Genomic DNA, 14710 nt, shown 5'->3' on the forward strand with positions numbered 1-14710 from the left:
TCGCTGATCACCTTAGACCAGCGGCAGCCGCCCGCTTGCGCGCCAGCGCGTCGACACCCGCGGCCAGGAGCAGGACGAACCCGGTGACCAGGTATTTCACGCTCGCACCGTACCCCATCAGCCCCATGCCGTTCTCGATGACCGCGACCACGGCACCGCCGAGTATCGCGTCGAGCACCCGCCCCTTCCCGCCGAACAGGCTGGTGCCGCCGATGACGGCGGCTCCGACCGCGTACAGCAGCACCGAACTGCCGCCGGTGTTCGGGTCGACCGAGCTGGCCCGGGAGGCGGCGATGATGCCACCGACGGCGGCCATCGAGGAGCAGATCACGAACGCGCTGATCCTGATCCGGTCGACGCCGATACCGGCGCGGCGCGACGCCTCCGCGTTCCCGCCGACCGCGTAGATGTGCCTGCCGAACGCGGTACGGCGGAGCACGAACGTCCACACGACCAGCAGCGCGAGGATCACGGGCACCACGATCGGCACGCCCATGAGGGAGCTGATGGCCGGGTTGCGGGACCGCTCCAGGTTGAGCACGTAGACGACGACGCCGCCGATGACCGTCAGCGCGCCCACGCGGGCGGCGATCAGCGAGAGCGGGTCGGCCACCAGCCCGCGCTTCGCCCGCCTCCTGGCCCTGATGAGCTGGACGGCGGCGTAGCTCGCCACGCAGGCGGCGAAGAGCGCCCAGCCGAGCCAGACCGGCAGGTTCTTGTTGGCGATGGCGACGATGACGGAATCCCGGATCGAGATGTTCGTACCCTCGCTGACCAGCACCAGGACCAGACCCTGGAAGGCGAGGAAGGCCGCCAGCGTCACCACGAACGACGGTATGCCCACCTTGGCCACCAGCGTGCCGAGCACGGTGCCGATGACCACGCCGGTGAGGATCGCGGCCACCACGCAGACGTACCAGGGCAGGCCCATGTTGGTGAGCGTCACCGCGAGCACCGCCGCGCACACGCCGCTGGCGAACCCGGCCGACAGGTCGATCTCGCCGAGCAGCAGCACGAAGACCAGGCCCATCGCGATCACCGTGACGGCGGCGCCCTGGGTGAACAGGTTCGCGATGTTGATCGCCGTCATGAAGGCGGGACGTGCGATGGCGAAGACGGTGCAGAGCACGAGCAGTCCGAGCACGGCCGGGAGCGCGCCCATGTCGCCGCCGCGTACCCGCTCGATGTAGGCGTAGACGCTGTGCCCGATCGACGGCGACTGCGTCGCGGTGACGATCGCCTCGCCGGGGAGTTCCTTGACCTTGTTCATTGCGCGATCCCCAGGTCTCCGCTGCGGCCGGATGTGATCAGTTCGACGACCTGCGCGTGCGTCACGTCGGCGGTCCTGACCTGTGCGGCCATCCTGCCGAGGTAGAGCGCCGCGATCTGGTCGGAGACGGCGAAGACGTCGTTCAGGTTGTGCGAGATGAGCACGACCGCCAGGCCGGTGTCGGCGAGCCGGCGCACCAGCTCCAGCACCTGCGCGGTCTGGGCGACGCCCAGGGCGGCCGTCGGCTCGTCGAGGATGACGACCTTGCTGTTCCACAGGACGGCCTTGGCGATCGCCACCGTCTGGCGCTGGCCGCCCGACAGGCTGGACACCTGCTGCCTGATGGACTTCACCGTACGCACGGACAGGCCGTCGAGGGTCTGCGCGGCCAGTTCCTCCATCGACGCCTCGTCGAGGACGAGGCCGCTGCGGCGTTCCCTGCCGAGGAACATGTTCTGGACGATGTCGAGGTTGTCGCAGAGCGCGAGGTCCTGGTAGACGATCTCGATGCCGAGCTCGCCGGCGTCACGCGGGCCGTGCACCTGGACGGGGCGGCCGTCGAAGACGATGTCGCCTTCGTCGATCGGGTAGATGCCGCCGATGCACTTGACCAGCGTCGACTTGCCCGCGCCGTTGTCGCCGACCAGGGCCGTGACCTCGCCGGCGTGAGCGGCGAACGTGACGTCGTGCAGGACCTGTACCGGGCCGAAGCTCTTGTCGATCCCGCGCACTTCGAGCAGGGGGGTCATGAGGCTCCCTTGGGGAGGGGTACGGCCGCCTTTCGCGGCGGCCGGACCCGATTCCGCTTTCTTACTGAATTCCAGCTTCGGTGCACTTGGCGGTGAAGTCGCCGGTGCACAGCTCCGCCTTGGTCACGTACCCGTCCGCCACGACGTCCTTGACGTTGTCGAGGTAGATCGCCTGCGGGTCCATCAGCTCGGACGGTACGTCCTGGCCGCTCTGCGGGTCCTTGACGCTGCCGCTCGCCGTGGGCTTCTCACCCTTGGCCAGCGCGACCGCGAGCTTGGCCGCCGCGTCGGCCTCCTTCTTGACGGCCTTGTAGACGGTCATGCACTGGTCGCCGACCAGGATGTTCTGCAGGCCCTGGACGGTGGCGTCCTGGCCGGTCACCGGGACCTTGCCGTTGAGGTTGTTCTTCTTCAGGACCGTGATGGCGGCGTTGCCGAGGCCGTCGTTGGCGGCCAGCACACCGGCGATCTTCGGCGCGCTGGTCAGCATCTGCTCGAAGATGGTGCCGGCCTGGGTGTTGTCCCAGTCGGGCACGGACTGGTCAGGGCCCTTGACGAAGTCGCCCGAGTCGTACTTGGGCTTGAGCACACCGTCGTACCCGGCCTTGAACAGGGTGGCGTTGTTGTCGGTCGGCGAGCCGTTGAGCTCGGCGATGATCGGCTTGCTGGCCTTCTTGTCGGTCAGGCACTTGACCAAGCCCTCGCCCTGCAGGGTGCCGACCTTGGTGTTGTCGAAGCTCACGTAGTAGGCGGCGCCGCCGCCCAGCGTCAGCCGGTCGTAGTCGATGGTGGCCACGCCCTGGGACTTGGCCTTGTCGATGACGGTCTTGCCGGTGCCGCTGTCCAGGTTGACGATCATCAGTACGGTGGCGCCGTTGGTGATCATCTGGTCGGCGATGGTCTGGAAGGCCGTCTTGTCGTTCTGGGCGTTCTGGATGTCGTAGGCCACACCGGCGGCCTTGAACGCCTCTTCCAGGTACTTGCGGTCCGCCGTCTCCCAGCGGGCCGAGGATTTGCTGTCGGGCAGGATGACGCCGATCTTGCCGGCCTTCTGCGAGCTCGACGCGGAAGACGTGGACGAGGTCGGACCGCTGTTGCCCCCGCAGGCGGTGAGACCGAGGGCTAGAACGGCGGCCGCGGCGGTCAGGCTGAGGATCCCCTTGCGCATAGTGCAGGGTCCTTTCTTCCGGAGGGCCCGGATGAATGTTGTTTGCGGCAACGTATTCCGGGACGGCCTGCTTTGGAAGACCTTCCAAGGGGGGAGTTTGTTGTTCCGGATAACAATCCAGAAACGCGTCCGACACCGTAGGTTCACCTACCGTGTGCGGCTGAGGGGGTCGTTGACGAACGTGTCTCCGGCCCGCACCAGCAGAGCTACCCTGATCAGGGCACCGGCAACATGCCATCGCCATCTTGGGGCTATTGGCGCATTCTCGCAGGTCAGAGCTTTAGTGAAGGCCAAGGCGCGGGTTCCAGCGCCTGACTCAGGCCGGCCCGATTGCTGACGCCGAGCTTGCGGTAGACGCTGGTCAGGTGCACCTCCACGGTCTTGGGGGTGACGAAGAGGCGCTGGGCGATGTCGCGGTTGGAGAGGCCCGTCGCGGCGAGGGCGGCGACCCGTTGCTCGGCGTTCGTCAGTGCCTGCGGCCCCGACAGCAGGCGGCCGCGCCGGGGTCGTGCTCCCGCTGCCAGCAGCTCGTTCCTGGCCCTCTGGGCGAGTCCGGGCGCGCCGCAGGCCACGGCCAGGTCGAGCGCCTCGGTCAGGTGCACGCGGGCGGCGGTGAGCGTGCCCGCTCGGCGGAGTGCCGCGCCGAGGTGGTGCAGACTGTGGGCGTACTCCAGCCTGGCGGGTGATCCGCGCAGGACCTCTACCGACTCCCGCAGCAGTTCGTGGCCCCGCTCACCGCCGGTCAGCAGGCTCAGCACCCGTAGTGCGCGGCCGAGCGCGCGGGGCGCGCCCCATCGGCGCGCCAGTTCGAGCTCTTCCGAGGCGAGCGCCCGCGCCTGCTCGGCACGGCCCCGGGCGTGCGGGCTCTGGGCGTGCAGGCTCTGGGCGTGCAGGCTCTGGGCGTGCAGGCTCTCGGCGGCCCGGGTGCGCCACGGCACGCACGCGGGGTTGCCGAACCCGTGTACGGCCAGGTTGTCGCCGGCCGCGGTGGCCAGCACGGCGGACTCCTCGTACCGGTGCTGAGCCTGTCGCACGGCGGCCAGGGCGTCGAGGTAGAAGTACCACGGACCGACCGGCGGCACGGGATCGGGCGCGCCCACCCACTCCAGCGCCGTCGCCGCCTGGTCGGGCAGCTGCCGCTCCAGCAGGGTGAGAGCCAGGAACGCGCCGGCGAAGGGCCGCCCGGAGTCGATCCCGGCGAGGTCGATCACTCGTACGGCCTCTCGCAGGTCGGTCTCGGCGCCGGGCAGCTGTCCGCGCCATAACCTGCCCAGGCCGCGATAGGTGAGCACGGCGGCCAGCGCGAACGTCGATCCGTTCGCGTGCCCGTGCTCCAGCGCACGATCGAGGCTGGCCATGGGATCGTCCAGGTCGGCGCCCAGCAGCACGCCCCACGCGCCGTTGAGCGCCGGCCAGCCGACGGCCTGATGGATCAGCACATCGTCGGCCAGGCCGCGCAGCCCTCGCTGGATGGCGGCCGGATCGCCGGCCATGCCGTCGCGCGTGGCGATCACGCAGTCGAGCATGCGTCCGCCCGCGCTGTCGTGCGGCGTCAGGGCCCGGATCTCCTGGAACTCGCGGTCGGCGGCATCGCGGTCTCCTCCGGTGAAGATGCTCTTGATGAGCGTCGAACTGGCCAGCAGCCTGCGGCGCAGCTCTTCGTCCTCGGCGGGCACCCATTCCCTGGCCCGCTCCAGCACGTTGAGTGCCTCGTCGATCCGGCCCAGCAGCGAGGAGGCGAGGGACAGGGCGTAGGCCACCTCGGCCCGATCATGGGGATCGGTGGTCAGTTCCAGCGCGTCGGCCAAGTGGGTGACCGCTGCGCTCTGGTCGACATGGGCGGCCACCATGCCCGCGGTCGTCAGCACCTCCACCCGCCTGACATCGTGCGCGTCCAGAGCGGCCAGACAGCGCTGGAGGTAGTTCAGTGCGGCCTGCGGCGCCCCCCGGGCCTGGGCGTCGTCGGCGGCGCGGCGCAGCGTGGCGATCGCGGTACGGTCGCCACCGGGCGGAATCCTGAGCAGGTGGACCGCGGCCTGCTCGGCCGGGGCGCCCGCGGTGGCCAGCAGCCCGGCGGCGCACCGGTGCCGATCGGCGCGTTCTGTCACGCTCAGCCGGTCGTAGACGGCCGCCTGCACCAGGGGATGGACGAACTCCACCCGGACGCCGTCCACACGAAGGATGTCGGCCGTGACCAGGTCCGCGATGGCGTCCGCGGCCTCCGCCTCCGGCAGCCGGGCCAGCCTGGACACCATGCCGATCGGCGCGCCGCCCAGTGTCGCGACCGCCCCCGCGACCGCCGCGTCGGCCTTGGGCAGCCGGTCGAGCCAGAGCGCGATCCGGCGGCCGACCGCGTCCGCGCCCAGGCCCGCCACGCGCGGGGCGTTGGCGTTCGTCGGCGCGAGGTCGCCGGTCCGCACGGTGCACGCCAGCTCGCGCAGCAGCAGCGGGTTGCCGGCCGCGGCCGTCTGACAGGCCGCGACGAAGTCGTCCTCGCAGCCGTCCGGCAGCAGCTCGTGCAGCAGCTCGGCGCTGGCGGTCCCGGTCAGCGGCGCGAGCCTGCGCACCTGGCAACCGTCATCGGCGGTGATCAGGTCCAGCAGCCTGGTCGCGGCGCCCGCCTCGCCGGGCCGCATCGCCGCCACGACCATCAGCCCCAGCCCGTCCAGGCGCGGCAGCAGGTAGGCCAGGAACCGCAGTGACGACTCATCCGCCCAATGCAGGTCATCGCAGAGCAGCGCCAGTGAGCCGCCCCTGGCCGCGAGCCCGTACAGGCCGTGCAGCACCGCGAAGTCACCCACCGCGCCCTGCCCGAGCCTGGCCGGGCCGAAGACGGCCTCGGCCGCCGGGCCCGCGTCCGACAGCAACGCGGCCCGCTCACCCGCCGGCATGCCCGCCAGCCACGGCTCGAACAACTGCCGCGCCACCCCGAACCCGAAATCGCGTTCCAGCTCCGTGCCGCGCGCCGTCAGGACCCGTAATCCCGCCGAAGCGGCGATCTGCCGTGCCTGCGCCAGCACGCTGGTCTTGCCCAGACCGGCCGACCCGCTGATCAGCACGAGCCGGCCCTGCCCGGCTCGGGCCGACCTCGCGGCGTCAGCGAGGGACGCGAGGTGATCCTCGCGCTCCCACAGCCGCACCTGACCCACCATCGCTCTCACCGCCCGCGTCACCATCGCACGGCGACGGCCCCAATGTCTGCGCAATAAAACGCCCCCAGCGCAGGGGGCGGGTTCGCCAAATCTTGGGGTCGCGGTTGGAGCTCCGCCCTGAAGCCCTCGGCACCAGGCGCGGGCCAGCCTGATCTGGACGCCTGGTCCGGACCGTTGGCTCAGGCGGCGGAATTCATCTCATAAAGCCGTACGGCAGCTACAGGCTCTGACGGTTGGCCGATCAGGGCCTGACGTCGGCTGATCAGGGGCGGATGACATGGAGGCGCGGACAGGGCGGGCGGCTCAGGCGGCCAGGCTCTGGCCGATGAGGGCGACGGCCGAGACCGCCGCCACCACCAGGACCGCCACCCGCACCTTGCCGCCGTCGAGATAACGCCGCAGCGGCCCCGACACCAGGAACCCGAGCACCATCGGCACGATCAGCGCCGCCCCCGTGGCCGCCGCACGCCCGGAGAACTCCCCCACCAAAGCCAGGAGAGCGATCGACTGGGCGGCGCTGAGGAAGAAGAACATCGCCAGCGTCGCCCTGATCTGCGGCCCCTTGGCGTTCTGGTAGACCAGCGCGATCGGCGGGCCGCCGACGCCGGTCGCGGTACCGGTGATGCCGGAGACGAACCCGGCCGCCGCGATCGTCACGGCGTTGCGCGGCACACTGACCGCCCACGCCGTGAGCGCCACCGCCAGGAGCACCATGACGCCCACGAAGACACCTCGTGTGTAGACAGATATGTAGACCACGATGACCGCACCCACGAGTCCGCCGGGCACCCGCCCCAGCACTCCGAAAGCCACCCCGCGCCAGTCCACCTTCCGCCACTCCACGGCCAGCGTGAACAGCGGCAACGTCATGTTGACCACCTGGATGGCGGCGGGCATGAGGGAGTGGTCGAGCATGGTGAGCACGGGCGCGGCCACCAGCCCCAGGCCGAACCCCACGCTGCCCTGAACGATCGCCCCAACGAAGACCGCCAAACCGCCAACAATCAGGACTAATGCCATCTGGGTCATGGAGGAGAGTCAATCATCATTACTCTCTGTTTCCATTCGGGCGATATGAGTGACGGCGAGGGTGTAGGTTTCTTCCCGACGCAGACGTAGCCTCCGGAGTATGAACGTGAAACAAAAAGCCACGACGATACGCGTCAGCGTCAAGACCCGAGACAGGATCGCCGCGCTAGCACGAAAGGCAGGTGAACCCATGACCGCGATCATCGAACAGGCCATTCGGGAGTTGGAGAAGAAACACCGCTGGCAACATGTCGCGGAGCAGATGGAGCGCACAAGGAAGGAGGACCCACGAGCCTGGGCCGACTATCTCGCGGAGTCCGAGCTGGTCCAGGGCCCACCGTCACGCCACCCCCGCATCGCACCCGAGTGGGAGGGGCTCATCACGTTTCCCGAGGAGAGAGATGAGGGTGATCCAAGGCGAGATCTGGCTCGCTGATCTCGGCGAGCCGGCCGGCCGCGAGCAGGGCTACCGTCGACCCGTGCTCGTGGTCAGCAACGACGGCTTCAACGCCGCGACCGCAGTCAAGATTATCGTCCCCCTGACCACAACCGAACGCGGATGGGACAACCACGTCCCCATCGGCCAAGAGGGCACGGGGCTCGACAAACCCAGCTGGGCCATGGTGGAGCACATGCGGAGCGTGTCTCCCCAGCGGTTCTCCAAGCGAGTCGGGATCGCCCCCGACGAGGTCGTCCGCGAAGTGACCGACTGGATCGCGGACATCCTTTAAGAAGTAGCGCCATCCGGCGAAGCGCAAGTTCGCCGGGTGGCACCCTCATCGTGCCAGACCCGCGGATCGACAGTCCGCCAACCCGCGCAATCGATCTTGCGATCACCAGCCCGCCCTTAATTGGCGGCGTGCCCGCTCGACAGTCTCGCCCGCATGCCGTCCAGGATGAGTGCCAGCCCCGCCTCGAACGACTGCTCGCCCTGCGGGTCGCCGGCCTCCGTCAGGGCCGCCATCAGCCGCGGATACCGTGCCTGAAAGTCCGCCATGTCGGGCATCGACTCGTCCACGCCCCTCCGCGTCCGGTCGGCCTGCTCTTCCAGGACGAAGCCGGCCACGTACCCGCTCACCGTGATCAGCCCCCGCGCCGCGTCCACCGCCGTGAACCCCGCCCGCTCCAGCGCCTCCACCGCCCGCTCCACCAGGGCGAACATCTCAGGCGACGGGCGTGTGCCGGCCGCCAGTCTGGCCCCGTCGCGGCGGGAGTTGAGCATCGCGCGGTCTCTGCGCGCGTTGTCGGCCACCCACTCCCGCCACAACGCCGGGTCCGTCAGCACGGGCCGCGCCTCGTGTTCCGCCGCCATGGCCGCCGCCATCGCGTCGAGCAACTGCTGCTTGTTCTTGAAGTGCCAGTACAGCGCCGGGGCCTGTACGCCGAGTTCGGTCGCAAGCCGCCGCAGCGTGAGGCCGTCGAGCCCCACCTCGTCGAGCAGCCGCAGTGCCGTCGCGACGATCGTGCCTTTTTCGAGTGCCACGGTTGACAGCTTAACAACGTTCAATGCATCCTTAACGCTGTTAGATTTAACGCTGTTAAGGAGGCTCATCGTGATCCACGCGGAAGGACTGCGGAAGCGGTACGGGGCCAAGGACGCGCTCGCGGGCATCGACTTATCCGTCCCGGCGGGCACGGTCTGCGGGCTGCTCGGGCCCAACGGGGCCGGCAAGACCACCGCCGTACGCATCCTCACCACCCTCCTCCGCCCCGACGCCGGCCATGCCGAGGTGGCCGGGCTGGACGTGGTACGGGACGCGGACCGGCTGCGCTTCATGGTCGGGCTCGCCGGGCAGCACGCGGCGGTCGACGAGCTGCTCACCGGCCGGCGCAACCTGGAGATGTTCGGCCGCCTGTACCACCTGCCCAAGGCGACGGCCCGGCGCAGAGCCGGCGAGCTGCTGGAGCGGTTCGACCTGGCCGACGCCGCGAACCGGCGGGTCAAGACATACTCGGGCGGCATGCGGCGGCGTCTCGACGTGGCCGCCAGCCTGATCGTCTCGCCGCCCGTCCTGTTCATGGACGAGCCCACGACCGGTCTCGACCCGCGCAGCCGCCTCGGGCTGTGGGAGCTGCTGCGCGAGCTGGTCGGCGAAGGGACCACACTGCTGCTCACCACCCAGTACCTGGACGAGGCCGACCGGCTCGCCGATCAGATCGTGGTGCTCGACCAGGGGCGGGTCGCCGCCGCCGGCTCACCCGCCGAGCTGAAGCAGCGGATCGGCGGCGACCGGGTGCAGGTCGTCTTCCGCGAGTCCGCCGACGTCCCCAAGGGCCTGGACCTGGTACGACGTGCGGTCGACGACCACACGGCGGAGGCGGTGGTCGTGGATGGGCGGCAGGTGACCGTGGCGGTCGAGCATGGGGCGCAGTCGCTCATCCACATCGCCGGCGCGCTGGACGCGGCCATGATCCCGATCGAAGACCTGTCCCTCCGCCGGCCCACCCTCGACGAGGTGTTCCTCCACCTGACCGCGAACTGACCCGCCCGAATCTTCCGAGGTGATTCCCCATGGCCGTGCTCCACATACCCGCTCCACCGAAGACGCTCGGCGAGCGCCTCCGCTGGACGATCTCCGACTCCCTCACCATCGCTCGCCGTACCTACTCCAGGATCAGGGCCCAACCAGCGGAAATGGCCGGATTCCTGGTGTTCCCCATCATCATGACCGTGCTGTTTGGCTACGTCTTCGGCAGCGCGATCACCCTGCCCGGCGGGGGCGATTACCGCAGCTACCTGATGCCCGGCATCTTCATGCAGGTCATGGCGATGACCGCGACCGCGGCGGCCACGGCGGTCGGCGAGGACATGGAACGCGGCATCATCGACAGGTTCCGCGCCCAGCCGATCGCCCGCAGCGCCGTGCTCATCGGGCGCAGCGTCGCCGACCTGTCCCTGCACCTGCTGTCGCTGGCCTCGATGGTGACGGCGGCCGTGCTGCTGGCGGGGTGGCGGGCGCACGGCACGTTCGGGCAGACGGCGGCCGCGTTCGGTCTGCTGGCCCTGTTCGGCTTCGCCATGATCTGGGTTGGTACGTACATCGGGCTGTTCGTCAAGAGCGGCACCCAGGCGGACGCGGCGACGTTCGGGTGGCTGTTCCCGATGACGTTCCTGGCCAACACGTTCGTGCCGACGGAAGGGCTGCCCGCGTGGCTCAAGCCGATCGCCGACTGGAACCCGATGAGCGCCATGGTCGCCGCCACCCGCCGGCTGTTCGGCAACCCGACGTCGTACTCCACCGCCTGGCCGATCCAGCACCCGATCACGGCCAGCCTTCTCTGGTCAGTGGCGATTCTGGTGATCTTCGCGCCCCTCGCCGTCCATCGCTACCGCTCAGCCTCCCGCTGACAGCGAAGAGCCGCCCAGCACGGGTGGTGCTGGGCGGCTCTTCAGGGTCGGGTGGTTCACCCCCGATATGGGCGCGTGAGGTCGCGCCCGCCCGGCCGCGGGAAGGGCGGCACGGGATCCCGGCGGCCTCCGCCCGGCTGGTGGCCGAGGCGGAAGCGCGGGAGGTCTCAAACCCTCACGAGAAGCCTTACGGGAAGGCTCACGACTTCGCGAGGAGCGAGCGCAGGACGTACTGCATGATGCCGCCGTGCCGGTAGTAGTCGGCCTCGCCGGGCGTGTCGATGCGGACCACCGCGTCGAACTCCACCTCGCCCGCCTTGACGTGCACGGTCGCCGGGATGCCGCCCTTGTTGAGCTCCTCCACCCCGGTGATCTCGAACGTCTCCTCGCCGGTCAGCCCCAGCGCGTCGGCCGAGGCGCCCTCCGGGTACTGCAGCGGCAGCACGCCCATGCCGATCAGGTTGGAGCGGTGGATGCGCTCGTACGACTCCGCGATGACGGCGCGGACGCCGAGGAGCGCGGTGCCCTTGGCCGCCCAGTCGCGCGACGAGCCCGAGCCGTACTCCTTGCCCGCCAGCACCACCAGCGGCGTCCCGGCCGAGGCGTAGTTGACCGAGGCGTCGTAGATGAACGACACCGGCCCGTCGGCCTGGGTGAAGTCGCGGGTGTAGCCGCCCTCGGTACCGGGTGCGATCTGGTTGCGCAGCCGGATGTTGGCGAACGTACCCCTGATCATCACCTCGTGGTTGCCGCGCCGCGAGCCGTAGGAGTTGAAGTCCTTGACCGCGACCTCGTGCGACTGCAGGTATTGGGCGGCAGGGGTGCCGGCCTTGATGGAGCCGGCCGGTGAGATGTGGTCGGTGGTGACCGAGTCGCCCACCTTCACCAGCACGCGGGCGCCGGAGATGTCGGTGACGGGGTCGGGGGTCGAGGGCATGCCCTCGAAGTAGGGAGCCTTGCGTACGTACGTGGACGAAGGGTCCCACTCGAAGGTGTTGCCCGTGGGGATCGGCAGCGACGTCCAGTGGTCGTCGCCCTTGAACACGTCGGCGTAGTCCCGCTCGAACATGTCGCGCCCGATCGAGGAGTGGACCACGGAAGCGATCTCCTCGGGCGACGGCCAGATGTCGCGCAGGTAGACCGGCGAGCCGTCGGCGCCGAGGCCGAGCGGCTCGGTGTCGAGGTCGAGGTCCATGGTCCCGGCCAGCGCGTACGCCACGACGAGCGGCGGCGAGGCCAGGTAGTTCATCTTGACGTCGGGGTTGATCCGGCCCTCGAAGTTACGGTTGCCGGACAGGACGGCCGTGACGGCGAGGTCGTTGGCCTGGATCGCGTCGGAGATCTCCGGCTGGAGCGGCCCGGAGTTGCCGATGCAGGTGGTGCAGCCGTAGCCGACGAGGTTGAAGCCGATCTTGTCGAGGTACGGCTGGAGCCCCGAACGCTCGAAGTAGCCCGTGACGACCTGCGAGCCGGGCGCCAGGGAGGTCTTGACCCACGGCTTGCGGGTCAGTCCCTTCTCGACGGCGTTGCGGGCCAGCAGGGCCGCGCCGAGCATGACGTACGGGTTGGAGGTGTTGGTGCACGAGGTGATCGCGGCGATGGAGACAATGCCGTGGTCGATCTCGAACGAGGTGCCGTCCTCCAGCGTCACCGCGACCGTCTTGTGCGGGCGGGAGCCGTTGGCGCGCGAGTTGGAGGCGGGCGCGTCGGAGGCGGGGAAGCTCTCCTCCACGGCCTCGTCGACGCCGTCGCCGTCGAAGTCGGTGACGTAGTTGCGCACGTCGCGGCGCCAGGTGTCCTTGGCGGCCGACAGGGCGATGCGGTCCTGCGGGCGCTTCGGGCCGGCGATGGACGGGACGACGGTGCCGAGGTCGAGCTCGATGTACTCGGAGAAGACCGGCTCGGGCGCCGACGGGTCGAGCCAGAGGCCCTGGGCCTTGGCGTAGGCCTCGACGAGCGCGATCTGCTCCTCGGAGCGGCCGGTCAGGCGCAGGTAGTCGACCGTCTGCCCGTCGATCGGGAAGATCGCGCAGGTGGAGCCGAACTCAGGGCTCATGTTGCCGATCGTGGCCCGGTCGGCCAGCGGCACGGAGGAGACGCCGTCGCCGTAGAACTCGACGAACTTGCCGACCACACCGTGCTTGCGCAGGATCTCGGTGACCGTCAGCACCAGGTCGGTGGCCGTGGCGCCGGCGGGCAGTTTGCCGTTGAGCTTGAAGCCGACCACGCGCGGGATCAGCATGGAGATCGGCTGGCCGAGCATCGCGGCCTCCGCCTCGATGCCGCCGACGCCCCAGCCGAGGACGCCGATGCCGTTCTCCATCGTGGTGTGGGAGTCGGTGCCGACGCAGGTGTCGGGGTAGGCCTTGCCGTCACGGATCATGACCACGCGGGCCAGGTGCTCGATGTTGACCTGGTGGACGATGCCGGTGCCGGGCGGGACGACCTTGAACTCGTCGAACGCGGTCTGGCCCCAGCGCAGGAACTGGTAGCGCTCGTGGTTGCGCTCGTACTCGCGCTCGACGTTGCGCCGGAAGGCGTCGGGGTGACCGAAGTAGTCGACGATGACCGAGTGGTCGATCACCATCTCGGCGGGGGCCAGCGGGTTGATGCGGGCCGGGTCGCCGCCCAGGTCGCGTACGGCCTCGCGCATCGTGGCCAGGTCGACGACACAGGGCACGCCGGTGAAGTCCTGCATGATGACGCGCGCCGGCGTGAACTGGATCTCCACACTCGGCGCCGCCTTGGGGTCCCAACTGCCCAGCGCACGGATGTGGTCGGCCGTGATGTTCGCGCCGTCCTCGGTACGGAGGAGGTTCTCCAGCAGGATCTTCAGGCTGAACGGGAGGCGGGCAGCGCCCTCGACGGCGTCCAGCCGGAAAATCTCGTACGACGCGTCGCCGACGCGTAGCGTGTCACGGCTGCCGAAGCTGTTCGCGGACACGGTGATTCGCCTCCTCCATAGACATTTGCTCAGTTGAATCCTGCCGCACCCCGGAAGCAGTAAGAACGTTAGGTGAACCTAACCCGCGGGGTCACGCGGCGGATGTCTTGATATCAAGATATCTCGGAAAGTATCTCGACATCAAGTTAAACTGGCGCCAGCCGCCAGAACAGCAGGCCGAGGATGGCGACGGACAGCACGGGAGCCAGGATCTTCTGCTCGAACGTCTGGCCGGTCTTGATCCCGATCTTCCACGGCAGCACGAACCTGACCGACAGCGGCCACAGCACCGGGCAGCCCCGCTCGGTCATGCAGTCGCCCACGACGTGGATGAGACAGCCGATGGCCACGGCCAGGCCCAGCCAGGCGTAGCCGACCCCCTGTGACAGGAAGACGGCGTAGAGCCCGGCGGTCAGGCCAACGTTGATCATCGCCGAGCCGATCTTGTTGCCCGGGATGCCGATGCCGATGGCGCGCAGCGCCAGCCCGATGAGCAGCACGACCATGATGTCGCGGCCGATCGGATAGGTATTGGCCAGCAGGTGCGCCCCGAACCCGAGCGCCACCGCGAACGCCAGCGAATGCGTCGCCCCTCGATGCCCACCGCTGGCCCAGTTGACGGCCTTGCTCAGCACCCAGGTGACCGGCCCGAACGTCTGCGCGATCGTCGCGCTCGGATGGTCCAGGTCGGGCAGCATGGCCGCGCCCGCGCAGACGATGGCTCCGGCGATGAACTCGGCCGGGGTGAGGGCGTTGGCCATGATCCCGGTCTCGATGAACCTGGTCGATTCGGTCACCATCGGAAGCGCGGCGAGCCCGGGCGCGAGTCCAAGCCAGGCGATGGCCCCGGTCATCGCATGCGAATGCCCCATCATGATCAAAACTGTACGGCAAAGCCGTCCTTTACGCGCGGAGACCCGCCTGGCGCGCGCCTTGGCCCGATCGTCGCCTCGCGACTTTGCCAACCCCATACCGGGGCAACTTTCCCGGAAATGCAGACGAGGTCGTCTCCGCGGCGACAGCACCCCCCAGCCCTGCCGACGCGGAAC

Annotated in this window: 12 protein-coding genes; 4 read left to right on the top strand and 8 right to left on the bottom strand. The window is 69.3% G+C overall.

Features of this window, described 5'->3' with window-relative positions; all coding sequences use genetic code 11:
• Positions 1–7: 7 nt before the first annotated feature.
• The 5 genes from ACGFNP_RS23625 to ACGFNP_RS23645 form a co-directional block, all read right to left on the bottom strand.
• Entirely contained in the window at positions 8–1270 is a 1263-nt protein-coding gene (locus tag ACGFNP_RS23625) for an ABC transporter permease (RefSeq protein ID WP_358314461.1), read from the bottom strand.
• The gene (locus ACGFNP_RS23630) at positions 1267–2019 is read right to left on the bottom strand and encodes an ATP-binding cassette domain-containing protein (protein WP_358314464.1); all 753 of its coding nucleotides are present in this window, start codon (positions 2017–2019) and stop codon (positions 1267–1269) included. The genes ACGFNP_RS23625 and ACGFNP_RS23630 overlap by 4 nt, the downstream gene beginning before the upstream one ends.
• Positions 2020–2080: 61 nt before the next feature.
• Entirely contained in the window at positions 2081–3187 is a 1107-nt protein-coding gene (locus ACGFNP_RS23635) for a substrate-binding domain-containing protein (RefSeq protein WP_358314467.1), read from the bottom strand.
• A gap of 272 nt (positions 3188–3459) precedes the next feature.
• Entirely contained in the window at positions 3460–6339 is a 2880-nt protein-coding gene (locus tag ACGFNP_RS23640) for an ATP-binding protein (RefSeq protein ID WP_393323639.1), read from the bottom strand.
• A gap of 303 nt (positions 6340–6642) precedes the next feature.
• A complete protein-coding gene (locus ACGFNP_RS23645; protein ID WP_393322003.1) occupies positions 6643–7332 on the bottom strand; it encodes a sulfite exporter TauE/SafE family protein in 690 nt (229 codons plus the stop codon).
• Positions 7333–7468: 136 nt separating this feature from the next.
• Here ACGFNP_RS23645 and ACGFNP_RS23650 point away from each other — a divergent pair, with 136 nt between their 5' ends.
• Both ACGFNP_RS23650 and ACGFNP_RS23655 read left to right on the top strand, forming a co-directional pair.
• Positions 7469–7804 (top strand): ribbon-helix-helix protein, CopG family, encoded by a 336-nt coding sequence (locus tag ACGFNP_RS23650; protein ID WP_358314473.1) that lies wholly within the window; start codon positions 7469–7471, stop codon positions 7802–7804.
• On the top strand, positions 7770–8099 hold the full coding sequence (locus tag ACGFNP_RS23655) for a type II toxin-antitoxin system PemK/MazF family toxin (RefSeq protein ID WP_358314476.1): 330 nt from the start codon (positions 7770–7772) through the stop codon (positions 8097–8099). The genes ACGFNP_RS23650 and ACGFNP_RS23655 overlap by 35 nt, the downstream gene beginning before the upstream one ends.
• A 116-nt stretch (positions 8100–8215) precedes the next feature.
• On the opposite strand, the gene ACGFNP_RS23660 is transcribed toward ACGFNP_RS23655, so the two are convergent.
• Positions 8216–8851 (bottom strand): TetR/AcrR family transcriptional regulator C-terminal domain-containing protein, encoded by a 636-nt coding sequence (locus tag ACGFNP_RS23660; RefSeq protein WP_393322008.1) that lies wholly within the window; start codon positions 8849–8851, stop codon positions 8216–8218.
• Between the two features lie 70 nt (positions 8852–8921).
• On the opposite strand from ACGFNP_RS23660, the gene ACGFNP_RS23665 reads away from it, so the two are divergent.
• Both ACGFNP_RS23665 and ACGFNP_RS23670 read left to right on the top strand, forming a co-directional pair.
• Entirely contained in the window at positions 8922–9851 is a 930-nt protein-coding gene (locus ACGFNP_RS23665) for an ATP-binding cassette domain-containing protein (protein ID WP_358314482.1), read from the top strand.
• A 29-nt stretch (positions 9852–9880) separates the two neighbouring features.
• Complete coding sequence (locus ACGFNP_RS23670; RefSeq protein WP_393322011.1) at positions 9881–10717, top strand: ABC transporter permease; 837 nt, start codon at positions 9881–9883, stop codon at positions 10715–10717.
• A 199-nt stretch (positions 10718–10916) separates the two neighbouring features.
• Here the strand turns inward: ACGFNP_RS23670 and acnA are convergent, their stop codons facing one another.
• Both acnA and ACGFNP_RS23680 read right to left on the bottom strand, forming a co-directional pair.
• Entirely contained in the window at positions 10917–13661 is a 2745-nt protein-coding gene (gene acnA / locus ACGFNP_RS23675) for an aconitate hydratase AcnA (protein WP_393322014.1), read from the bottom strand.
• A gap of 146 nt (positions 13662–13807) precedes the next feature.
• A complete protein-coding gene (locus ACGFNP_RS23680; protein ID WP_393322017.1) occupies positions 13808–14536 on the bottom strand; it encodes a metal-dependent hydrolase in 729 nt (242 codons plus the stop codon).
• Positions 14537–14710 lie beyond the last annotated feature (174 nt).

This window comes from Nonomuraea sp. NPDC049269 (assembly GCF_043197155.1).
GTDB lineage: Bacteria > Actinomycetota > Actinomycetes > Streptosporangiales > Streptosporangiaceae > Nonomuraea.

Coding starts and splice junctions, on each gene's coding strand:
- ACGFNP_RS23680 (WP_393322017.1), bottom strand. CDS start 14,536: ATGATGGGGCATTCGCATGCGATGACCGGGGCCATCGCCTGGCTTGGA.
- ACGFNP_RS23625 (WP_358314461.1), bottom strand. CDS start 1,270: ATGAACAAGGTCAAGGAACTCCCCGGCGAGGCGATCGTCACCGCGACG.
- ACGFNP_RS23635 (WP_358314467.1), bottom strand. CDS start 3,187: ATGCGCAAGGGGATCCTCAGCCTGACCGCCGCGGCCGCCGTTCTAGCC.
- ACGFNP_RS23650 (WP_358314473.1), top strand. CDS start 7,469: ATGAACGTGAAACAAAAAGCCACGACGATACGCGTCAGCGTCAAGACC.
- ACGFNP_RS23670 (WP_393322011.1), top strand. CDS start 9,881: ATGGCCGTGCTCCACATACCCGCTCCACCGAAGACGCTCGGCGAGCGC.
- ACGFNP_RS23655 (WP_358314476.1), top strand. CDS start 7,770: ATGAGGGTGATCCAAGGCGAGATCTGGCTCGCTGATCTCGGCGAGCCG.
- ACGFNP_RS23630 (WP_358314464.1), bottom strand. CDS start 2,019: ATGACCCCCCTGCTCGAAGTGCGCGGGATCGACAAGAGCTTCGGCCCG.
- ACGFNP_RS23640 (WP_393323639.1), bottom strand. CDS start 6,339: ATGGTGGGTCAGGTGCGGCTGTGGGAGCGCGAGGATCACCTCGCGTCC.